General features: G+C 40.2%; 21 protein-coding genes and 1 tRNA gene. 4 read left to right on the top strand and 18 right to left on the bottom strand.

The window, feature by feature from the left end; genetic code table 11:
• On the top strand, positions 1–453 hold a 453-nt coding region (locus QZR76_RS12670; protein WP_294143178.1), incomplete at its 5' end, for a discoidin domain-containing protein.
• Positions 454–503: 50 nt separating this feature from the next.
• On the opposite strand, the gene QZR76_RS12665 is transcribed toward QZR76_RS12670, so the two are convergent.
• The 3 genes from QZR76_RS12665 to gpmI form a co-directional block, all read right to left on the bottom strand.
• Positions 504–579, bottom strand: a tRNA-His gene (locus QZR76_RS12665).
• A gap of 65 nt (positions 580–644) precedes the next feature.
• The gene (locus tag QZR76_RS12660) at positions 645–1,232 is read right to left on the bottom strand and encodes a DUF3109 family protein (protein ID WP_294143177.1); all 588 of its coding nucleotides are present in this window, start codon (positions 1,230–1,232) and stop codon (positions 645–647) included.
• Between the two features lie 270 nt (positions 1,233–1,502).
• Positions 1,503–3,023, bottom strand: a complete 1,521-nt coding sequence (gpmI, locus tag QZR76_RS12655) for a 2,3-bisphosphoglycerate-independent phosphoglycerate mutase (protein ID WP_294143176.1) — start codon at positions 3,021–3,023, stop codon at positions 1,503–1,505.
• A gap of 222 nt (positions 3,024–3,245) precedes the next feature.
• Here gpmI and QZR76_RS12650 point away from each other — a divergent pair, with 222 nt between their 5' ends.
• Positions 3,246–3,581 carry a PadR family transcriptional regulator gene (locus QZR76_RS12650; RefSeq protein ID WP_294143175.1) on the top strand — a complete coding sequence of 112 codons (336 nt, stop codon included), beginning with the start codon at positions 3,246–3,248 and terminating at the stop codon, positions 3,579–3,581.
• Between the two features lie 12 nt (positions 3,582–3,593).
• Complete coding sequence (locus tag QZR76_RS12645) at positions 3,594–5,027, top strand: PspC domain-containing protein (protein WP_294143174.1); 1,434 nt, start codon at positions 3,594–3,596, stop codon at positions 5,025–5,027.
• A 62-nt stretch (positions 5,028–5,089) separates the two neighbouring features.
• On the opposite strand, the gene QZR76_RS12640 is transcribed toward QZR76_RS12645, so the two are convergent.
• The 5 genes from QZR76_RS12640 to QZR76_RS12620 are packed head-to-tail and all read right to left on the bottom strand — an operon-like array spanning position 5,090 to position 11,054.
• Positions 5,090–8,296: a S41 family peptidase gene (locus tag QZR76_RS12640; protein WP_294143173.1), complete on the bottom strand. Its 3,207-nt coding sequence runs from the start codon at positions 8,294–8,296 to the stop codon at positions 5,090–5,092.
• 16 nt (positions 8,297–8,312) lie between these two features.
• Positions 8,313–8,648, bottom strand: a complete 336-nt coding sequence (locus tag QZR76_RS12635) for a hypothetical protein (RefSeq protein ID WP_294143172.1) — start codon at positions 8,646–8,648, stop codon at positions 8,313–8,315.
• On the bottom strand, positions 8,648–9,526 hold the full coding sequence (locus QZR76_RS12630) for a DUF4296 domain-containing protein (protein ID WP_294143171.1): 879 nt from the start codon (positions 9,524–9,526) through the stop codon (positions 8,648–8,650). The genes QZR76_RS12635 and QZR76_RS12630 overlap by 1 nt, the downstream gene beginning before the upstream one ends.
• A gap of 2 nt (positions 9,527–9,528) precedes the next feature.
• Entirely contained in the window at positions 9,529–10,317 is a 789-nt protein-coding gene (locus QZR76_RS12625; protein WP_294143170.1) for an ATP-binding cassette domain-containing protein, read from the bottom strand.
• Positions 10,317–11,054 (bottom strand): ABC transporter permease, encoded by a 738-nt coding sequence (locus tag QZR76_RS12620; protein ID WP_294143169.1) that lies wholly within the window; start codon positions 11,052–11,054, stop codon positions 10,317–10,319. Before QZR76_RS12620 ends, QZR76_RS12625 begins: the two co-directional genes overlap by 1 nt.
• A 135-nt stretch (positions 11,055–11,189) precedes the next feature.
• Here QZR76_RS12620 and QZR76_RS12615 point away from each other — a divergent pair, with 135 nt between their 5' ends.
• On the top strand, positions 11,190–12,266 hold the full coding sequence (locus tag QZR76_RS12615) for a mannose-1-phosphate guanylyltransferase (RefSeq protein WP_294143168.1): 1,077 nt from the start codon (positions 11,190–11,192) through the stop codon (positions 12,264–12,266).
• An 8-nt stretch (positions 12,267–12,274) separates the two neighbouring features.
• On the opposite strand, the gene QZR76_RS12610 is transcribed toward QZR76_RS12615, so the two are convergent.
• The 10 genes from QZR76_RS12610 to QZR76_RS12565 form a co-directional block, all read right to left on the bottom strand.
• Positions 12,275–13,525 carry a hemolysin family protein gene (locus tag QZR76_RS12610; protein WP_294143167.1) on the bottom strand — a complete coding sequence of 417 codons (1,251 nt, stop codon included), beginning with the start codon at positions 13,523–13,525 and terminating at the stop codon, positions 12,275–12,277.
• Complete coding sequence (gene lptC / locus QZR76_RS12605; RefSeq protein ID WP_294143166.1) at positions 13,522–14,136, bottom strand: LPS export ABC transporter periplasmic protein LptC; 615 nt, start codon at positions 14,134–14,136, stop codon at positions 13,522–13,524. The genes QZR76_RS12610 and lptC overlap by 4 nt, the downstream gene beginning before the upstream one ends.
• Complete coding sequence (locus QZR76_RS12600) at positions 14,105–15,430, bottom strand: hypothetical protein (protein ID WP_294143165.1); 1,326 nt, start codon at positions 15,428–15,430, stop codon at positions 14,105–14,107. Before QZR76_RS12600 ends, lptC begins: the two co-directional genes overlap by 32 nt.
• Before the next feature lie 142 nt (positions 15,431–15,572).
• Positions 15,573–16,301, bottom strand: a complete 729-nt coding sequence (locus QZR76_RS12595; RefSeq protein WP_294143164.1) for a type III pantothenate kinase — start codon at positions 16,299–16,301, stop codon at positions 15,573–15,575.
• A gap of 6 nt (positions 16,302–16,307) precedes the next feature.
• Positions 16,308–19,610: a transcription-repair coupling factor gene (gene mfd / locus QZR76_RS12590; protein WP_294143163.1), complete on the bottom strand. Its 3,303-nt coding sequence runs from the start codon at positions 19,608–19,610 to the stop codon at positions 16,308–16,310.
• Between the two features lie 176 nt (positions 19,611–19,786).
• A complete protein-coding gene (gene queA, locus QZR76_RS12585; RefSeq protein WP_294143162.1) occupies positions 19,787–20,836 on the bottom strand; it encodes a tRNA preQ1(34) S-adenosylmethionine ribosyltransferase-isomerase QueA in 1,050 nt (349 codons plus the stop codon).
• 40 nt (positions 20,837–20,876) lie between these two features.
• Entirely contained in the window at positions 20,877–21,596 is a 720-nt protein-coding gene (gene truB / locus QZR76_RS12580) for a tRNA pseudouridine(55) synthase TruB (protein ID WP_294143161.1), read from the bottom strand.
• Complete coding sequence (locus tag QZR76_RS12575; protein ID WP_294143160.1) at positions 21,593–22,378, bottom strand: undecaprenyl-diphosphate phosphatase; 786 nt, start codon at positions 22,376–22,378, stop codon at positions 21,593–21,595. The genes truB and QZR76_RS12575 overlap by 4 nt, the downstream gene beginning before the upstream one ends.
• 61 nt (positions 22,379–22,439) lie before the next feature.
• Positions 22,440–22,694 carry a DUF3098 domain-containing protein gene (locus tag QZR76_RS12570; RefSeq protein WP_294143159.1) on the bottom strand — a complete coding sequence of 85 codons (255 nt, stop codon included), beginning with the start codon at positions 22,692–22,694 and terminating at the stop codon, positions 22,440–22,442.
• Between the two features lie 10 nt (positions 22,695–22,704).
• Entirely contained in the window at positions 22,705–23,571 is an 867-nt protein-coding gene (locus QZR76_RS12565; RefSeq protein WP_294143158.1) for a permease-like cell division protein FtsX, read from the bottom strand.
• Positions 23,572–23,698: the final 127 nt, after the last annotated feature.

Raw genomic sequence — 23,698 nt, 5'->3', positions numbered from 1 at the left:
TTGAAAAACAGGTTAAATCTGCGGAAAAACAAACCTTTTCCGACCAATGGGAAAACGGTCTCTCTGCAACAAGAAGCCAATGTCAACTCGGTTTGGAACAATCAAATCCAGGAATACGGCCCACAAAATGTCGTCGATGGCGGATTACAAACCCGTTGGGCCAGCCAGATCGATTGTCCGGAGCTGATTATAAAATTAAATGAACGGGATAAATTCAACAAAATTTCCATTTTTGAATACCGGGATGGCTTGCAAAACCGGATTCAAGCCTATACAATCGACATCTGGCAAGACAACCGGTGGACAACCCTTTACCTGTCTCAAAGTCCGATGGGAGCCTGTAAAGTGATCCATCTCCCTCAAACTTACCAAACCAGTCAGATTCGCTTGAAAGTACTGGCAGCTAGTGCCCCTCCTTCGATTTACGAATTCAGTGTTATACACAAAGAATAAGCCGGAAACAAAAAAGCAGTTATCTTTCGAATAACTGCTTTGTGGTTAAGGGGTGGAAGATCGGGCTCGAACCGACGACCTTCGGAACCACAATCCGACGCTCTAACCGACTGAGCTACATCCACCATTTTGCTTTTGCGCTGCAAAGATAAAATAACTTTTTTTCTCTACAAAGAAAAGCATCTAAATTTTCAGAGCTTAAACTTGATTTTCCCCCGCTTTATCTCGTTTGCCACGTAGCAAAGTTGTTCATACCACTCCGCTCCATATTTCTCAATCAAAGCGTCTTTTAAAAAGATATAAAGAGGTACTCCCTCTTGCTCTCCCTTTATTTTTGCCCCTATACAAATCTTCCACTCGTCATAATTAACCGCTTGAAACGAAGGGTATCTGGTGATCCGAATCGGATACAAATGACAGGAAACAGGCTTACGAAAAGTACTTTTCCCCTCCGTCCAGGCTTTCTCAATGGCACACCAACAACTTCCGTTTTCTTCAATAGCATAGGCACACTCCCTTCCATGAATTAAAGGTGTACCCAGATCGCCTTCCACGTCAATAACTGCCCATCCCTGCTCTTCGACAGCCTGTATCCCCTCCGGTTTCATGTATAATTTTATTTTCTCGTAATTCTCTCGTATGTATTCTTCCTCCTTTTCTTCCAAAGGAGCCCCGGCATCACCTTCCACACAGCAAATACCTTTGCAAACCGATAAATCACAACAAAATTTTTTCTCGATTACATCCAAACTGACAATCGTATCCCCTATTTGTATCATATAATTTGAAAATTGAAATAAAACGGACAAATTTAGTCATTTCTCATTACCCGGTTAATAAATCCGCCCTCGAGACAAAAATACAGAGCAGCCCGCATAAACTTACAATCCGAAATCGTAAATCTTTTTAATTGTAAATTGTAGATTGTAAATTAGCTTCTGAATTTCTTAATTTACAATCTACAATGTTAGCATATCGTACCCGTCCCTGCGGGTTATTTTTAAATCGTCAATCCCGAAATCTCTCTATCACAGAATTTCTTTTATCGTTCAAACCAACAAAGATTTTCCGGTCATTTCCGGCGGGACGGGCAGTCCCATAATGGTCAAAACAGTCGGAGCCACATCGGCTAAAACTCCATCCCGAAGGTGGTCGCAATTAGAATCCGTTACCCAGATACAAGGAACCGGATTCAACGAGTGGGCCGTATTGGGAGTTCCGTCTTCATTCACCGCATTATCCGCGTTTCCATGATCGGCAATAATCAACACGTCATACCCATTTTCCCGGGCTGCCGCCACCGTCTTTCCGACACATTCGTCAACCGTTGAAACGGCTTTCCGGATGGCTTCATAAACCCCGGTATGTCCTACCATATCTCCGTTAGCATAATTCAAACAAATAAAATCGACCTCTTTTCGTTTTAATTCCTCCACAATTTTCTCCGTTACTATCAGGGCCGACATTTCCGGTTGCAAATCATAAGTAGCAACCTTGGGAGAAGGAACTAATATTCGTTTTTCCCCGGTAAAAGGCTCTTCACGACCTCCATTCAAAAAGAAGGTAACGTGGGCATATTTTTCAGTTTCGGCAATACGTAATTGTTTCAATCCCAAAGATGCAATATATTCACCAATGGTATTTACGACATTTTCCTTATCAAAAAGAATGTGCAGTCCCTGAAATTTTGCATCATAAGGAGTCATACAACAATAGTACAAGGGCATAGTTTTCATCCCGAATTCCGGTTTATTTTCCTGCGTCAACACGATCGTCAACTCTTTGGCCCGGTCATTCCGGAAATTAAAGAAAATAACCATATCGCCTTCCTGAATAGTCCCTACGGGATTCCCGTTCTCATTCACCCGGACAATCGGTTTTATAAATTCATCCGTCACACCCGCATCATAAGAATCTTGTATCGCTGCTATTACATCCGTAGCAGGAACTCCCTTCCCGTTGACCAAAAGATCATAAGCCTCACGAATCCGTTCCCAACGAGAATCCCGATCCATAGCATAGTACCGACCGATAACGGAAGCTATCCTTCCGGTAGATTTAGCCATTTCAAACTCCAACTGTTGCAAAAATTCTTTTCCGCTACGGGGATCCGTATCCCGACCGTCCATGAAACAGTGTATAAAAGTATTCTCTATTCCGTATTCCTTAGATAATTCACAAAGTGCAAACACATGATCCAGAGAACTGTGTACACCACCCTGAGAAGCCAAACCCATAAAATGAACCCGTTTACCATTCTCTTTGGCGTAGGTGAAAGCTTTTACAATTTCCGGATTTTGAGCAATGGAATGATCCCGGCATGCCCGGTTAATCTTCACCAAATCCTGGTACACCACCCGGCCGGCCCCGATATTCAAGTGTCCGACCTCCGAATTTCCCATCTGTCCGTCAGGCAATCCGACATTCTCCCCGCTGGTATACAGTAAAGCCCTGGGATTATGATTCGACAAAGCCGTAATATGAGGCGTCGGAGTGCTTCCTATCGCATCCGAATGATCGTGCCGACCAATTCCCCAACCATCCAAAATCATCAATAATACCTTTTTCATATCTATTTTCTTAATTGTTTCCTGATTTTTTTCCGACACAAAGTTAATCTTTAATATGAAGTTTAATCCACTCTGTTCAAGTAAAATCCACGAAAACGTTTGCCTTTTATCCGAAAAATAATTTTACCTCAAAAAAATATTTTTAATTTTTATAGTACTATGTATTGCATAATACTATTTTTTATTTATATATTTGTCGCACACAAATAATAATAACAGGATATGAATATTGAAAACACACAAGCCCAAATGCGAAAAGGAATCCTGGAATATTGCATTTTGCTGATCATATCGCAAAAAGACGTATACGTCCCCGATATAATTAACAAATTAAAAGAATCCAGAATGATCGTTGTCGAGGGCACGATCTATCCTTTATTAACAAGGCTTAAAAACACGGGGCTGCTCTCCTATAGATGGGAAGAGTCTTTACAAGGCCCCCCTCGGAAGTATTATAGTATTACCGAATTAGGGCGTACATTTCTAAAAGAGTTGGAAAATTCTTGGGAAGAATTGATATCTGCCGTAAACCATATTAAAGAGAATCATAACGCTTAAACTAACACCATCATGAAAAAGACATACACCATAAACCTAAGCGGGAAAGTTTTTCACATTGACGAGGATGCTTTTGAGAAACTTCAGGCTTACATCAATATACTTAAAAACCATTACACAAAGGAAGAAGACGGGACAGAGATCATGTATGATATCGAAAGCCGCATTGCCGAACTTTTCATGCAATATCAAAAAGAGAAATTCCGGGAATCCATTATTTTAGAAGATGTCGAAAAAGCAATCACGACCATGGGGAAACCGGCTGATATCATAGACGACGAGGAGGAAGCGGAAGAATCCAAAGGGAAACCCACACATAAACTGTACCGGGATCCGGATCACATGGTATTGGGGGGTGTCGCCTCGGGTTTGGCTTCCTATTGGGGAATTTCCATGATACTTATACGTATCTGCTTTATCCTTTTTTCACTATACTACGGCATTTTCATTTTAGTATATATCGTACTCTGGACAGTTATTCCCAAAGCCAAGAACTCCAGAGAAAAATTAGAAATGAAAGGTAAAAATATCAACATCCCCAACATCGAACGTTCGGTAAAAGAAGAGTATCAGGAAATAAAAATATCTCCGATACATCGGTTTTTCAGAAGGATAGGAGAGCTCATAGGTAGATTTTTCGGCGGGATAGGGAAAGCCATCGCTTTTCTCTTCGGTTTATCTGTTCTCTTATTCGGTATCGTATCGCTCTTTACATTCATATCGATACTATTTTTACCCAACTTAATGCCGTGGGCGGAAGCGTACGAAGAAGCCATCTGCATGGTTTCTCCTTTTCATCTTTCCATCCTTAAAATCTGCTTTTTCTTCCTAACCGTCATACCCTGTTTATTCATCATTTTTCTGGCACTTAAAATATTGATCTCTTTCGAAAGTAACAATAGAACTATTCTGTTGCCGGCCGGAGTAATATGGTTAGTCTGTTTATTTCTACTGCTCATTGTCGGATTATCGGAAGCACAGAATTATACGCAACGAACAATAAGAACCAACACCTCAACGCTTCTCAGTCCGTTATCGAATAAAATCGTCATAGATCTCAAGGATCTCTACAATACAGGTTACAATACTAATAGATATCGATCGATTTTTAGAGTCCGAGATAAAAAAGCATCCTTTTTGGTTTCTCCGGTTAAATTTTCCATCTACGCATCAAAAAATGTCGAGGAACCCCAAATATCTTTCAATCGGAGTACCAATGCCTCGGACTATCTTAACACGGAAGATAAAGGTATCCAAATCAACTGGGAGTTGAAGAACGATACCTTACGAATGGATAATTATTTCAAAATCGAAGGCCCGTGGAGGGGACAAGAGCTGGATATCAGAATTCTCTTACCCAGCCATTGCAAAATAGAATTTACGGAAAACGTACCCAGGGATCTAAAATTTTATGATCTCGAAGGCCAGATAAAAGAATACAGATAATTGATTTTTAGTTAAATACTTCTCTATTGATGTGTGAAAAGGGTGCTGTCAACACCCTTTTCCTATTTTTTCTGATCGATTTCTTTCAACAGCTCCATTACTGCTCTTTCCAACTGTTCATCCCGTCCTGTAATAACCTTTTCCGAAGAATTGGCAATTTTCACATCCGGCTCCAATTGTTTGTTCTCCAAATAAGAACCATCCGCCAAACGATATCCAACGATAGGAATTCCGAAAACCAAGGTCGGATCCTGTAAACGTTCCCATGAAACACTTGTCATCGTACCCGGAACAGGCATTCCGACTAATTTGCCTATATTCTTATATTTATAGACCCAGGGAGTCCCATGCGCATTCGAGTAATTAGCTTCACCGATAATCATAATAGATGGCTTATTCCAACGACGGCTGGGCATATCGCATGCTTCGCGTCCGCGAATAACCTGAGTAAAATACTTCTCTCCGCTAAACAAAACCTCTATATCCTCGTGCAAACGTCCCCCGCCATTGAAGCGAGTATCAATCACAATCCCTTCCCGATCATTGTATTTTCCTAATATATCGGAATAAATCGAACGGAAGCTCGGATCACTCATACTTGCAATATGTACATACCCTAACCGGCCTCCGGAGAGACGATCGACCTCTGCGGCTCTTTGCTTAACCCAACGTTTGTACAATAACTGCCGCATACTGCCTTTAGAGATCGGCTTGATGACCTCTTCCCAACGCTCTTTCGATTTCGGATTATAGAACGAAAACAATGTCTTCTCTCCTCTCTTTTTATTCAACATCGGAAAATAATCCGTCCCGGCTTCGATCTTTTGTCCGTCAATCTTCTCCACAATATCTCCAACCTGTACTTTTGACCGGGCATTGTCAAAAGGTCCTTTTTCCAACACCTCCGTGACAATCAAACCCGGCCGCCGCTCATTCCATTCAAACAACAATCCCGCTTCGGCTGTTTCATCTCCTCTTTCCTCCGGATAGAAACGACCGCCAGTATGAGATACATTCAATTCTCCGAGCAATTCACTTAACAATTCCGAGAAGTCATAATTATTGTTGATGTAAGGTAAAAATTTTTCATAATCCTTCGTCACTGCCGGCCAATCTACCCCATGCATATTTTTATCATAAAAACGTTTAGCCTCCTGCCGACGTACCCTGTCAAACATATAAGCCCTCTCGGCCACTTTATCCAATTCCATCGTGGCCTTGTACGTGATTGGGGTCTGTTTATCGGATTGCAAACTGATCTTTTGCATATTCCGGCCTCCCAATAAAAAGAGATTATTACCCGATTCGTCCAACATTAAAGAGCCCCAATTCCCGTTTAATTTATGCATCAAACGAATATTTTTACTCCGTAGATCCATCTCCCACAAACCAAGGCCGCTCTCAAATGAGGCTAAATAATACAACTTATCTCCCGTCCGACTTAAAATAGCATCGCCCAGCTCGGAAGAACTCGGAGTTAAGCGCACGATTCGATCTTCTATCCCTCTCAATTCGACAACTATCTCTTGCTGCTGCTTCTCTTCCTGTTTTTCTTCTTTATAAGCCGATTTCTCTTCCTGCTTCAACAATTCGTAATCCTCTTTATTCAATCTATATCTATCATAAGCATCCTGATTTAAGAAAACAATCATCACGTCTTCCAGAGATCCCCACGAAGCGTGGTTTCTCATCCCATAACGTTCACTCGAAAACAGAATAGCATTCCCATCCAATACCCAACGGGGATTACCATTAGAGTATCCACTACGAGTCAAATTAATAATTCTCGCCCCGCCCGCGGCACTCACGATTCCAATATCCCCATAAGGATCATGCTTGTTTCCAATAAATTCCAAAGCAAACCATTTGCCATCCGGAGACCATTTATACGTGAATCCGTCTCCCGTACGATAATGCATGCTTCCATCGGTAATTTGACGTACTTTCTTATCTTTCAAGTTAATAACCATCAGCTTGTTACGATCCTCTATAAAAGCCAGCTCTTTACCGTCCGGAGAAAATTGCGGGGCAAAACGCTCCTTGGAAGAGACGGGCAATAAAGCTTTTTCATTGATCAACGTGGCATTCGGAAAATTAATCTCCTCTTTTCGGACAATTTCCGCCGTATAGATATTCCAATTTCCATTTCGTTCGCTAGCATAGGCCAACGTCCGGTTATCAGGAGCAAAGCTCAACCATTTTTCCTGTTCCGGAGTTTTGGAAATCTGTTTCGTCGTCACGTAATCCGTCGAAGTAACAAATACCTCTCCGCGCAAAATCAAAGCAATCTGTTTTCCGTCAGGTGATACTTCGGCATCGGTCGCTCCCGAAGTAAAATGAAGCTCCTCCTTATCATTAACAACCTGGTCTCCCCGTATTTCAATCGCAACCTTTTTAGGCTTCGAGGTTTCGTCCTTTATATAAATCTCGCCATCATACCCAAAGCATAAACGTCCGGTATTGGCTATACTTAAAAAACGCACGGGGCGACTTTCAAATGAAGTAACTGATACGACGTCACCCGGGTTTGTCAAATTAAACGAGTAGATATTAAACGAGCCACTTCGTTCGCTTAAAAAATAAACTTTCTCATCTCCCGGAGCAAAAACAGGATTCCGATCCTCTCCCTGCCAATCAATCAAACTCACGTGTTTCTTACTCTTTATATCATACAAATAAATATCCCGGGTGATCGAAGAGGTGTGATGTTTACGCCACTCATTCTCTCCCCCTTTTTTATTTTGATACAGAAACTGCTCACCGGACTTGGAAAAACAAATACTTTCGGCCGGAGTTCCCAGCACTTGTCGAGGCCTTCCGCCATCAACGGAAACCGCATAAAGTTCCGTTAAAGCCGGAGAAGGGAATAAAGCACTTTCTGCCGGATCTTGGATCTGAGCCCCATAAACAATTTCTTTTCCATCGGGAGTAAAAGTATACGGAATCTCTTTTCCCGAATAAGTGGTTACCCGTTTAGGAGTTCCACCGGTAGCAGGCATAATAAATATATCCAAATTCCCATAACGATCGCTCGCGAAAGCGATGTATTTACCGTCAGGAGACCAGATCGGATAAGCTTCATACCCGGGATTCGTTGTCAATTGCTCAGCCCTCCCGCCATCTGCAGAAACTTTATAAATATCTCCTTTGTAACTGAATACAATCTGTTTCCCATCCGGAGAGATACTCGGATAACGCATCCAAAGGGGACCCGCAGACAGCATTCCCCAAGTAAAACATAAAACAAGTGTCAAATACAATTTACTCATCGCTCTTTATTTAATATTATACCAAACGCAAAATAGAAGTCCCCTCAGACCACCTGAAGTACTCCCAATCAGCTCCCTGCACGAGAGCCAATCCGGGTTTAAAATTACATTTTTTATCATATATATCAATAATACACGATAACAAATCATCTCCCGGACACCAAACCGTCTTATCATCCGTTAAAAATCCAGCCACGAGCATTCCCCCGTAAAATTCCAGACCGGGAAGCTCACGAATAGAACCTCCCGTGTCCACCACGTCGACAACACACTTATTATCAACAATAACATATCCATTTCTCACCAAAGGATAACCCGGTAAGAAAATATAATTAGCCGCAATTTTTCTCATTATTTATTTAATCGATAGAATTCCTTATTACGCTCCTCTTCTTTCGGAGTTTGATACAATTTAAATATACCCGTATCCCAAATTTTTCCATTCCACTCTTTTTCTCCCTTTTTCGTTTTTTCCCCGTCTAAAATACGTATACGAAGCTTGTTATAAATAGAATCGCTCACGTAATAAGACCAGGTATAAACTCGTTTTATCGAATCCATTGTAACCCACGTATCCTTGATCTTTAGCGTATCATTTTGATCCGAAAGGAAATAAGAAAAAATCTTTTTACTCTTTTTTCTATCCCGGTGTTCAAATTTTAGATTTGTCTTAAAATTATACATCCCGGGAACAACATCATCCAATTCGATCTCAACATACGGATTTTGTTCATCCAACACAACCGTATCCCCCGTAACAACCTCTTTCTTCCAATTCCCGGCACACAATACATCGATGAATTCATCTTTTAGCCAAACTGAATCACAATCTAACGTATCGAACACCCACATCTTATACCCCGGCATTAAATTCATGGAATCTCGAAGTGTCAATTGCTTATAAACACGTGTTTTTTCCGTTAACCTGCGATTCAAAGAATCAATAACGACATCGTATATTTTAGTAAAAAGAGCCGTTTTAGCCGAGTAATAATGAACGCACGAATCAAACTCAGCCTGTGTGATCCCGTACTTTTCAAACAAATCATTATAATACATGTATTTCTTCCGGTCATCTCCGCCATATTCTTCCGTCCAGATAGTGAGAGCTCCATCTACCGTATGCATATCAATCAACAATGACGTAAATTCCTTTCTGTCTAAAGGGACTTTTTTCGAACAGGCCGTCATGCAGGTTACGATCAATATAATCCACAATATATTCTTCATATTCATACCTTATCTTTAGGTGTCGACTCCTCACACCCTTTCCATTTTTCTTTTATCAATTGATTAAATTTCGAAGTAAACAAAAATTCATTCAAGGCCTTATTAGTCGTATTCATAATCTCTACGTTATTGCCTTCCCACTCTTTTTTTCCTTCATGAATAAATAAAATGTTCTCTCCTATTTCAAACACGGAATTCATATCATGAGTATTGATAATGGTCGTCATTTGATATTCATGTGTCAATTCCGACAGCAAATTGTCGATAACGATAGAAGTTAAGGGGTCCAATCCCGAATTAGGTTCATCACAAAACAGATACTTCGGCTGCATGACAATCGCCCGGGCAATGGCAACCCGCTTTTTCATTCCTCCACTTATCTCTGCCGGATAAAATTTTTCCACGTTATCCAAATTAACGCGATTCAAACAAAACAAAGCTCGTTCCACCTTTTCTTTCTCACTCATATGAGAAAAAAGGTTCAACGGAAATTTTACATTTTCCAAAACGGAAAGCGAATCGAACAAAGCCCCTCCCTGGAATACAACCCCCAATTCTTCCCTGATCTTTTTTACCTGTTTCGTATCCATAGAGGTAATATCCCGATCGTCATACAAGATCCGACCGGAGTCGATCGGATGTAAACCGATCAAAGACTTCAGCAATACCGTTTTACCGGAACCACTTTTCCCGATAATCAAATTAACTTTCCCCTCTTCAAAAACGGCATCGATATCCGACAATACAACTTTCTTATCAAATGATTTATATATATGTTCTACCCGAATCATTATAATAAGATTTTAGTTAATATCAAATTAGAGACTAATATCGCTATACTGCTATCCACAACGGCTTTCGTACTTGCTCGTCCGACCTCCAAAGCTCCACCCTGAACATTATAACCGTAAAATGCAGGAATAGAAGTAAAAATAACCGCAAAAAACAAGGTTTTGATAATCGAATAGGTCACATAATACGGATTAAACGAAAAATGCAATCCATGAATATAATCATCATAATTTACTACTCCCGAAGCCAACCCGGAAAGGATACCACCGATAATACCGACAAACACGCTAAACACATATAAAATAGGATTGATGACCAAAGCCGCCGCAATCTTGGGGCCAACCAGATAGGAAACGGAGTTCACCCCCATGGATTCTAAGGCTTCTATCTGTTCCGTAATTTTCATACTGCCGATTTCCGAGGCAATATTACTACCGATCTTTCCTGCTAAAATCAAACTTACAATAGTTGAAGAAAACTCCAACAACAACGTTTCACGTGTCAGATAACCGATCAAATAACGGGGTAAAAGCGGGCTTGACATATTATATGCCGTTTGTAAAGTCAATACAGCCCCTATAAAAAAGGAAATAATCATTACCAATACGATCGAGTTTAATCCCAACTTTTCAAATTCATTGAGTAACTCCTTCAGATAAACTCGTTTTTTTTCAGGCTTTGTGAATATCTTCCCCAGAAATAGTATATAAGCTCCTAACCGATCTAAAATTTTCATCAATACTAACTTCTTTATTAATACCCGTCTCCAATCCTTTCTTCAAATTTTATCGTAAAAATAGAAATTATTCACGGATTTATTACTAATTTCGACAACAATAAGAGGAATTTAATTTCAAAATTACAATTAAAGATGAATAAAAACTCGTACTGCGTAATCATGGCAGGCGGACTCGGGAAACGATTCTGGCCTGTCAGCAACAAGGCTTGCCCCAAACAATTTTGTGACATCATGAACACAGGTAAAAGTTTTCTGAGACAAACCTTTGAACGAGCAAATCAAATCTTCGACACGCAAAACATCATTATTGTGACAGGAACCGCTTATGAAGATATCACAAAAGAACAAATACCAGAGATTCCATCCGAAAATATTTTAAAAGAACCTTTCGGCAAAAATACCGCTCCTTGCATAGCTTATGCTGCTTACAAAATTGCAAGAACAAATCCGGAAGCCTCTATGGTCGTTGTTCCCTCCGACCATTTTATTTTCAACGATAACGAATACATCAATAACATTACGAAAGGATTGGATTTTGTCGAGCAATACGGTGGATTACTTACCATCGGGATAAAACCGACCAGGCCGGAAACAGGTTACGGATACATTCAAATCAAAAAAAATAAAATCACGGAATACGTTTCAAAAGTCAAGACATTTACGGAAAAGCCGGATCAAGAATTGGCGAAAATATTTATGGAATCGGGTGATTTCCTCTGGAACGCAGGTATTTTTATCTGGAAAGTAAAAGAGATTATCAACGAATTCAAAAATCATTTGGAAGATCTTTACCTCCTGTTCGAGAATGAATATAAAAATGCCGAAAATCCTGATTCCGCCGAAAACATATCCCATATTTACTGCCAAAGTCCCAATGTATCCATCGACTTCGGCATTATGGAAAAATCTTCCAAAGTTTACGTGATCAAAGGAGAATTTGGCTGGTCGGACGTCGGAACATGGCACTCTTTCCACGAAATAAGCCCCAAGGACGAAAATCAAAACGTAAGCAACAATAAAAATGTACTTTTTGTCGATTCCAAAGAGTGTATCGTGTGTGTTCCCCACCAGAAGAAAGTGATCGTAGAAGGCATTGACAATTGTATCATTGCGGAACAAAACGATTACCTTATGATCTGCAGCCGGGAGCATGAAAATAACATCAGGCACTTTGAAGATATGTTGAAACAAAAAGGAGCTTTAAAATAAAGCTCCTTTTATATCATGACTTTAACCTCTTCAATACGCGCACTCTTTACCTGCAATATTTCAAAAGTAATCCCGTCAACGACAACCTGCTCGCCTTCATCCGGAATATCTTCATTATAATACAATATTAATCCGGCCAACGTTTCGTATTCTTCACTTTCAGGAAGATCCAGATTGTATTTCTCGTTCAGGTAATCCACTTCCAAACGACCGGAAAAAAGATATTCGTTTGGGGCCAGTACCTCCTCCTTCAGGTTTAAATGATCATGTTCGTCTTCGATCTCACCAAAAATCTCCTCCATGATATCCTCGATCGTCACCATCCCTGCCGTCACCCCGAATTCATCAACCACGGCAGCCACACTTTTTTGCTCTTTCGTGAAAAGATTCAATAAACGTAAAGCCGACATCGTCTCCGGAACGATCAAAATCTTACTGACAGCCTTAGCGATAGTTTCCGGATGATGAAAAAGAGCCGATGAATGTACATACCCGATAACATTATCTATGCTATCCTTATAAATTAAAATACGAGAAAAACCCGTCTGTACAAAAAGATCCCTCAATTCATTCAAATTCCCATCCAACGGCAAAGCCACTATATCCGTACGGGGAACCATACACTCTCTTAGCTTCACTTCGGAAAAGTCCAACGCATTCCGGAATAATTTTATATCATGTTCATCTTCGTTTAACGTTCCCGAAGCCTCTCCTTCCTCGATCAGATTATTTAAATCGATCTTTCCAAAAGCTTTATCTTCCTCCTTATGTGCCAATTTCTTTCCTGTAAAAATCCGTAATAACAATCCCCCGAACCAAACGGAAAAATAGGATATAGGAAAAAATAAGATGTAGAATAAAAAAACGGGTATGGCAAAAAGCCGTAAAAACAAATTAGGACGTAACCTGAAAATAACCTTAGGCAAGAACTCCGCAACAGCCAACATGATCAAAGTCGAGATCAACGTAACGGTAAACATTCGCAATCCCAATGAAATACCTACTTGCTCCAAACGGGGATCCAAGTAATCCGACATGAAAATACCGTAAATAACCATGACCACGTTGTTTCCGACCAGAATCGTAGTAATATACATTCCGGAATTGGATACAAACAAATCGATCAGCGTTTGAGCTATTCCCTTATTCGATTTGTCAATTTCAATACGCAATTTATTGGATGCCACAAAGGCTATTTCCATCCCGGAAAAAAAAGCAGACAGTAACAAACAAATTATTATGGCAACAAAAATGGTCATTTAGGTTGATTTTCTGATTCGGCTATTTTGCCCGTAACACTTTTAAATTGTGGATTATTCAATTGTTGATCCGACTCAAATCCGTTATTCCCCTCTATCAACTGTTCGTCAGAAGTAAAACGAGTATATCGATCGGTATAAAGAAACTCTTTTTTCATATCCCAATACAACAACTCCGTTTCCAACTTTTTCCCCTCCGAATTCACGACAACTACTTTATTACGAATCTCCCACAACATCTCATCCTCCAATTTTTTCGCGTATTCCGACACCAAGGAACCTACTTCGTTTCCCTCCTTATCGTATAAAATAGCATGTATGCCTTTAGGAAATTCATCGTATTTCTGCCCCTCTTTATCGTATTTATTATACTCAGGCGTAATCACTTTATATTTAATACGGGCAGAGTCGGAATAGAGCAAGGTAAGATTCTCTCCCGACATTTCCGGTCTATCAGCCCGACTTACAATCCGATCAATCTCTTTCTGATCTGTTTTACAAGAGAAAAGCATTACCGCCCCTAAAACGAGGACGGTAATGCTTTGAATTCTCCATATATGACGACGGAATATAATCATATTATTCCCTAAATCTCGCGGCTGTTTTCTCATTTATCCAACTTCCGATAGTAACCGTATCTCCGGGTTTTATCGAGCGGAAGAAGGCATCATTCTGCGTGGGAAAATAGACCGAATATGTTTTTATTAAATCGTCTGCTTCCGTCGTGACCTCAGGATCCACCTGTTTAGCTTTGATGAATTTATCTACTGCAGCCCAAAAAACAGAATGTTGATCAAATTCATCCTCACCATACCCCTTACTCCCGAAAACATAGGCTTTTCCTATAACAATATAGGCTTTACCCGAATTCGGATTTATTTTCAATACTTCCAAAGCGTATTTTTTTGCCTGCGGATAATTCTTCGTTGTCAAATAAAGTTGAGCCAACATCATATTGGCATTTTCTTTTTCCTCTGCACTTTCAGCCTTATCTATCGCTTCTTTAAAATACAGTTCTGCTTTCCCTATATCACGCTTACCCAGAAACATAACAGCCAAACCATAAGCCGCATTGGAAGACGGCTCCAACCGATAAATTGTTTCTGCAACGGTCGTATAGATCGGAAGATCCGTACATTCACGTCTTCTCAACAGAGAAGAGATGCTCTTCAATTCATCCAGATTAGTTTTATTCGCTTCATATCTCGCCGTTAACAAGCCAGATAAAGTTTCACAATCCGCAAGACCTGAAGCAAAGAAAAAAGCATCCAAGTTTTTTTGACATCTCTCGAAATTTTCCCCAACTTTTCCACCTTCCAGGATGTTCTTCTTAACAAGACGAGACAAATCATCATATAGGCGCAACACCTCTTCTGAGGTCAACTGACCTTCCTTGGCCAAATCACAAGCCGTACACATCAACCGGTCAATCACAACAGGATGAGAGGCGGTTCCCTTCATCTCTACAGATTTCAATAAATAACCATAGGCTTGTTTCAAATTTTCAGCACTCTGGTCTCCGTATTCAAGCATTGCCATTCCCTTGCGTCCTAAAATATATCCTTCACCCGCCTTGGGATCGTTCCCAAAATACTTTATACGTTGATCGTACACCATCATCAAGGTATCCAAATACTCTTTCTTTTGAGTACTTTTATACATATACTCTATAATATCTTCTCCCCGCACGTAAGTATTCTGTTGAAATGCCGGAGCATTAAGAAACACGTATCTCCAGGCAGGTAAGGCCTCCTTGAAGTTCTTCTGTCTCCATAACTCCGTATAAATTGAAGCATTATACAACGTTTGTATACTATCTTTCCCAAATTTCGATTCACTCTGGGCTTTTAAACCGCCAACGGTAAGTATACATATCCCAAACGCTAATACAGCAATTCTTTTCATATGATCCCTCTATTTTTAAGTTTAAATTAAGAAACAATTTGTTTTTATATACCCCTAAATAATTTCATCCCGGGCAAATTTACCATTATTTTTTTTAAAAGTAAAGGCTTCAATGACTTTTTCTATATGCATATTTCAATTATTATTTCCTCTTTTGAAATTCTAACATTTGGTTTAATCCTACAATTACTAATTTTTCATCAAAAAAAACTTCTCGTTTTAAAGACTTTTTTAAGAAATGACTAGCTCCTCCAGTGAGGATTACTATTGCCTCCGGATTTTCTCGACGCAATTCATCAATATAACCACGTACTTCAAAAAGTATACCATTCATAACCCCGTTCAATATTGCTTCAGGTGTATTCATCCCCATATATCCATGAATATCAGAACCTTCAACCAAAGGAAGACTTAATGTAAATTCATTCAGCGCACGAAAACGAATCTGCATACCTGGGGAAATATTCCCCCCCAAGAACACACCTTCCCCATTTATGAAGTCAAAAGTAATGGCAGTTCCCATATCGATAACCAGCATATCTTTACCCGGGAACAAAAAAGCGGCGGCAACACATCCGGCGATACGATCTATACCCAAAGTCTGAGGAGTATCATATCCTAAACGAATAGGTAACGACATGAGTGGGTTCGCTTCACAAAAAAAAGTCGCAATCTCGCTTAAACAAGCCCTCAATTCTGTCGAGATCGCCCCGGTGCTAGCCATAATTACATTGACCTCTTTCCCCATTTTCCGCCAACAGAGGGCCTTCTCGTATAATTCGGGAATCCCTATTCCACTCTCGATAAAAAGATCATCTTCAAATACGGCATATTTGGTTCGCGTATTTCCTATGTCAACAACCAGATTCATCTCATATTAATTTTTCTCTGTAAATTCCTCCATTACCTCTGTTATCTCAGATACTCGTCCTATATTTCCAATCCCCGTAAACACGAGGGTCAACTTATCGTTTCGTTCACTCATTTTACAAGGAATAATCTGTTTTTGCACAAACTTTAAAACGGCCGTAAAAATAGCAGAAGCGTAATAAGGAGAATGCTGATCACTAATAAAATAAGCTATCATCTTACCGTTCTTTACCAATAAACGTTCTATCCCCAGGTTCACGCATCTTCTTCTGATCCGGACCACCTCCATCAAAGCTTCAACCTGTACCGGAATCTCTCCAAAACGATCCCGCAATTCAATCTCAAAACGTCGTAACGTATTTTCATCCGTGATATTATCCAATTCCCGATACAAACGAATCCGTTCACTCACATTTTCTACATAAGTCTCCGGAATCAAAATTTCAAAATCCGTATCAATAACACAATCCACAGAAAAATACTCGTTATTTTCCGACTTTCTCTCTTCCAACTCGGGAAATTCTTCATCCCTCAACTCCAGCAAGGCCTCATTCAATATCCGTTGATAAGTTTCGTAACCGATTTCGGCAATAAAACCCGACTGCTCTCCACCTAAAATATTCCCGGCACCGCGAATATCCAAATCTTGCATGGCAATATTAAAACCACTCCCAAGTCCGCTATAATCCTCTATCGCCTTCAATCGTCGTCTGGCATCCTGATTAACCATTTCCAACGGAGGTGTCAACAAATAACAAAATGCCTTCCGGTTAGAACGTCCTACACGTCCCCGCAATTGATGCAGATCACTCAATCCGTAATTTTGCGCCTGATTGATAATCATCGTGTTGGCATTAGGGATATCCAAACCGGATTCCACAATAGTCGTAGCTATTAATACATCATAATCCCCACGTATAAAATCATGCATGACCGTTTCCAAATCCTCCCCGTTCATCTGTCCGTGAGCTACACAGCTCTTCACTCCCGGGATCAGACGATGGATCATATATTGTATCTCCCGGATATTTTCCACCCGGTTATGAATAAAAAACACCTGTCCGCCACGTGCCAATTCATAAGAGATCGCCTCTTTTATAACTTTTTCGTCAAAACGATGCAATTCGGTAACTATAGGGTAACGATTAGGGGGCGGAGTCCGGATAATCGACATATCCCTGGCTCCCATCAGGGAAAATTGTAAAGTCCGGGGGATCGGTGTTGCCGTCATGGTAATCGTATCAACATTCAATTTCAAATGTTTCAATCTTTCTTTTACCGCTACCCCGAACTTCTGCTCCTCATCGATAATCAATAATCCCAAATCCTTAAAATGCACGTCGGAACTCGTTAAACGATGAGTCCCGATAATGATATCGACTTTTCCTTCGCTTAACTCTTTTAATATCCGCTTGATGTCGGAACTTTTCTTCATCCTACTGATATATTCCACCCGACAAGGCATACCCGCAAGTCTTTTGATAAAAGTATTATAATGCTGATAAGCCAAAACCGTAGTAGGTACCAGGACCGCCACCTGCTTACTATCGGCAACGGCTTTAAAAGCAGCTCTTATCGCCACTTCCGTTTTGCCGAATCCAACATCTCCACACACCAGCCGATCCATCACGTGCGGATTTTCCATATCTTCCTTTACGGCTTGAATTGCCTTCATCTGGTCAGGAGTCTCTTCATACATAAAAGACGCCTCCATCTCTTCCTGTAAATAACTATCCTTAGAATAGGCAAAGGCCGATTCTTTACGCCGCTTGGCATACAATGCAATTAACTCCCGCGCAATATCTTTTACCCTGGATTTCGTTTTCTGTTTCAAACGATTCCAAGCATCTCCCCCCAATTTATTAACAACCGGAGGAACTCCGTCCTTTCCCTTGTATTTAGAGATCTTATGCAAGGCATGAAGGCTGACATACAATTCCGAATTATTCTTATAAACCAGACGTATAGCCTCCTGTTCACGGCCGTCATTATTAATCCTAACCAATCCCCCGAACCGACCGATCCCATGGTCTACATGAACGACGTAATCTCCGGGGTGCAAATTCTGCAATTCACTAATCGTAATCGATTCTCTTCCTTTTCTGATTTGCGTCGTCTTTAACCGATATTTATGATAACGGTCAAATATTTGGTGTTCCGTGTATATACAAACCCGCAATTGTGCATCACAAAATCCCTCGTGTACGGTTCCCTCGACAGACTTAAAATTTATGATATAACCTTTATCCGAAAAAATATCCCGCAACCGCTGAAGCTGCATCTCATTATTCGAACAGACGTAAAGCGTGCATCCCTCCTGCTGTTTATGTTGCAAATGTTCTGCCAACAAATCAAATTGTTTGTTTACCACCGGTTGTAATTCCGTTTCCATTTTCAGAATTTCTCCCCGGAAATAAAGATCCGATCCCCATTCGATAACCGGATTCATTCCTATCGCTTGTAAAAGTTTATCGGCAACAATCAACAAATCACCCGGATCATCCAGTTTTAAGGTATTCAAACGATCACGAATCAATAATGTATTTTTCAACCACCAAATAACACCTTCCCCAAGAAAATCGGCCAAAGTTCCAGACTTACCGCCATCCACGGTCTCACTTAAATCCGGGACGAGTACGACGCGTTCTATTTGTTGTTCCGAAAGTTGTGTCTCCACGTCAAAGTAGCGAATACTTTCTACCTTGTCCCCGAAAAAATCCAAACGCACGGGACGCTCTTCCGCGAAAGAATAGATGTCGACAATACTCCCCCGAATTGAAAATTGTCCGGGTTCATATACGAAATCACTCCTTTCAAAATCATACTCCGAAAGCAAATCCTCCAAGAAAGAGATAGATAACTTATCTCCCTTGGATACAGGCATCGACATATCGGCCAAAACCTCTTTATTTACCACCTTTTCAGCCAAAGCCTCCGTGTAAGTCACCACCCAACCGACCTGCTTATCCACCAATGCGTTTAACACTTCCGTCCGCACCAGAATCGAATCGTTATCCTTATCCTCGAAATTACCGGAACGACGATAAGAGGCAGGCAAAAAACGAAGTTTTTCATCTCCCAAAAGAAACAACAGATCATTATAAAAATAAGCCGCTTCTTCCTTATCATTCAACACGAATAATTGTACCCCCTCTTTTTCCTTTCCAAGAATAGCCGTGATAAAAGAGAGCACCGAACCGACTCCATTTTCTATTTTCAATTTTACATCCGGGCTCCTATCCAAAGATTTTCGAATTTTGCCTACAACAGGATGTTCTTGAAATAATTGTAATAATTCTCTCGCTTCCAATATTTTTTATTTTGAAAAGAGAGGGTGTTCCCATACATCAGGATGCACCCTCTCTTGTTTTTTCAAAAGATATCTCAAAAGTTTTCAGGCATGGCCTTATGACAAAAGACTCCCTTCTTCCTCCATTAATCATTTGACATATAGTCATATAGACAAATATCCTCAGACCATCCCATCTACAGGATCAACATGGCATCCCCATAAGTCCCGAATCTATATTTTTCCTTAACAGCCTGGTTATAAGCCTCCATCACAAAATCGTACCCTCCAAAAGCTGCAACCATCATCAGTAATGTCGAATAAGGCAGATGAAAATTAGATATAAAAGCATCGGGTACACTAAAATCATAGGGAGGAAAAATAAATTTATTTGTCCATCCGTCAAATTCTGTCAAACGTCCTTTTGTTGTAACACAACTTTCCAACGTTCTAACGACGGTAGTACCCACCGCACATACCTTATGTTTTTCATCTTTAGCATCATTCACTATTTTCACCGTCTCGGAGCCTACCACAATCTGCTCGGAATCCATCTTATGTTTTGTCAGATCTTCCACATCAACTTCCCGGAAATTCCCTAATCCGACATGTAGCGTGATATAAGCGAAATCGATCCCTTTAATCTCCATGCGTTTCATCAATTCCCGGCTAAAATGCATTCCTGCTGTAGGAGCGGCAACAGCTCCCTCGTTTTTCGCAAAAATAGTCTGATAACGTTCCGCATCTTCCGGCTCCACCTTTCGTGTGATAAAACGAGGTAATGGCGTTTCTCCTAAAGCATATAATTCCTTCTTAAATTCATCATATTCTCCATCAAACAAAAAACGTAACGTTCTTCCGCGAGAAGTCGTATTATCGATCACCTCGGCTACCATACTATCATCTTCCCCAAAATACAACTTATTCCCGATCCGTATTTTACGGGCAGGATCTACCAAAACATCCCAAATCCGAAGATCCCTATTTAACTCTCTCAATAGGAACACCTCGATCTCGGCTCCGGTCTTCTCCTTATTCCCATACAACCTTGCAGGAAAAACTTTCGTATCATTAAACACAAAAACATCTTTTTCTTCAAAATAATCAATGATATCCTTGAATACTTTATGTTCAATCTTTCCTGTTTTTCTGTCCAATACCATTAACCTACTCTCATCCCGATTCTGCATGGGATGTAGCGCTATTAATTCTGTAGGCAACTTGTATTTAAACTTTGATAGCTTCATATGAGTAAACTAAATTTTATTATTTATCAAATTTTGAAAATCACAGTATCTCCTGCAATGTTTCAACTATTTCATCCATTTTACAAGCATCTTCCACTTTAAATCCACCCACCCGGGTCCGCCGTAAAGCAGAAAGATACGAACCGCTTCCACAGGCTTGCCCTAAATCATGTGCCAACGAACGGATATAAGTTCCTTTACTGCACACGATTCTTAACTCAACCACTGGAAGTTCCATTTTTACAACCTCAATCTCCCGAATCGTCACCCGACGACTCTTCATTTCCACCTCATCTCCTTTGCGAGCCTTCTCATAAGCACGGACTCCATCCACTCGTACAGCAGAGAAAATCGGAGGATACTGCTCGACTTCACCGACAAAACGGGTAATGACTTCTTCCATCAACATACGATTCACATGCTCATACGTAAAGGTCCCGTTAAAAGATGTCTCCAAATCATAAGAAGGAGTCGTATGCCCGAAAGTTATTTCCGCAACATATTCTTTCTCTTCTCCCATGTATTTTTCAATCTCCTTCGTTTCCTTCCCCACGCATACGATCACAACTCCACTCGCCAAAGGATCCAACGTCCCTGCATGTCCTACCTTTATCTTTCCAAACTTCTTTTTCAAACAGATCCGAACCTTATTCACTACATCAAAAGAGGTCCAATGTAAAGGTTTATCAATCACGATTACAGCCCCAGCATGAAAATCCCCTTCTTCACGGAATCGAATCTTACTCCAAATTTCTGTCATCCCAACACAATTGTCAATATTCCTACAACAGCACAATAAAGGGCAAACCAAATTAATTTCCCTCTTTTCACTATATTTATCATCCACTTACAAGCTATACAACCGGAAACAAAAGCAGCGACAAACCCGACAATTAAAGATATAATAGGTATACTATCGCCAGAAGAAAAATCCCCTTTCATCAAATCCAGCATAGCTTCTCCCAAAATAGGAATCAAAACCATCAAAAAAGAAAATTTGGCAACAATCTCTTTTTTATTTCCCAACAATATACCCGTCGCAATCGTCGAACCTGAACGGGATAATCCCGGCAATACGGCACACGCTTGTGCCAGACCTATAATAAAAGCATCCTTATACGAAATATTGGCCTTCTCCCGGGGTTTGGCATAGTAAGCAAAAGTCAATAACAATGCTGTCACCAATAACATACAACCCACAATCAACAAACCCGAGCCAAATATCTCTTCTACAAAATCTTTGAAGCAAAATCCCACAATCGCCACCGGAATCATCGATATAACTATTTTCAACACGTAAGCCATTTCATCGTTATACCTGAAACTAAAAAATCCCCGGAACAAAACAGAAACTTCTTTCCATAGGATAACAATCGTACTACATACGGTTGCCGCATGAACCGCAACGGCAAAAGTCAGATTTTCCTCCGCCTCAACACCAAATAATGCACCAAAAATTTGTAAATGTCCGGAACTGCTCACGGGCAAGAATTCTGTTAATCCTTGAATTATACCAAGTACCAAAGCTTCAAACCACTCCATAATCTATATTTGAGAACGGGAAAATTCCCACAACATCTTTTCGTCCTATCTAATATTACACTTATCTCTTTTCCTCTTTAGGTTTACGCATAATACCCCAAAACACGAAACCAAAACCAAATAAAACGACAATCGGGGCTAAGGTAATTCTTCTAAAACTAAAAATGTCATAGTTAAAGGTATCCGGAGAATCAGATCCGCCTCCCATCATCAATATAAATCCCAACACGACAATTCCGAAACCGATCAAAATAAATTTATAGTTACTTTTGGGTATGGGGAAACCATCCTTCTTTTCTTTCAAATCATTTACCATATATCTTTTTTTATGTATACAATTCATTTAAATCCCTATTCAAATAACGATAAACAGAATACCAAGCCGATATAAACGATAAAAACATACCGCAGAGAACGACAAACACCACCATGATAACGATTGTATCCCGGTGTATAATATTCATCACCCTTCCTATATTTTCTTGTAGAAAAAATATAGCTCCCAACAACACCAAATTCGCAATCATCGCACCGAAGAAACCTCTCCACATGCTATCATACACGAACGGCTTACAAATGAAGAACGGCTTTGCCCCTACCAACTGCATCGTCTTTATCAAAAAACGCTGTGAGTACACGGCCAAGTGTATCGTATTCCGGATCAAAGTAAACGATATCAGCATTAAAACGGCCCCGACAATCAAAAAGAATACACTTATCCGACGAATATTTTCATTGATACTTTGTATCATCGATTTCTGGTAATAAATATCATGAATGATATCGAATTTAGCCAGCCCTTTTTCGACCATCGCCAAAGAATCGTTATTCGCATACGCCGGATTCAATTTAATCTCGATAGAAGGCAAAAGCGGATTGGCTCCCAAAATAGCCTCAAAATCCTCTCCCATCTCTTTCTTGAAAGCAACAGCAGCTTGTTCTTTCGTTATGTACTGAGAAGAATAAGTGTAGGGGCGAGTATCCAGAATTTTTTGTACCCGCTTAATTTCAGCCTCATTCGTATTATCCTTGATAATGACGACGAAACCTATATTACGCTTAACATGATCCGACACCATGCGGGCATTCAATAGAATAAACACGAGAGCACCCACGACCACAAGCACCAAAGCGATACTGATCGTAGAAACAAAGTATGACCCTTTTACCCTTCTACTTCCTGTATGAGACATCTCTTTTCTTTAAAAAACACGACAAATATAATCATTCTAAAGCCGGGAACAATCATTTCAATAAAAAAAACAAAAAAAACAACCACTAAATTTACTCAATAACTACATGAGAAACAGAATTTAATAC

The organism is uncultured Sanguibacteroides sp. (assembly GCF_900543425.1).
Classification (GTDB): domain Bacteria; phylum Bacteroidota; class Bacteroidia; order Bacteroidales; family Marinifilaceae; genus Gabonibacter.
The sequence above is the reverse complement of the archived record's forward strand: the minus strand, read 5'-3'. Positions and strand labels throughout refer to the sequence as shown.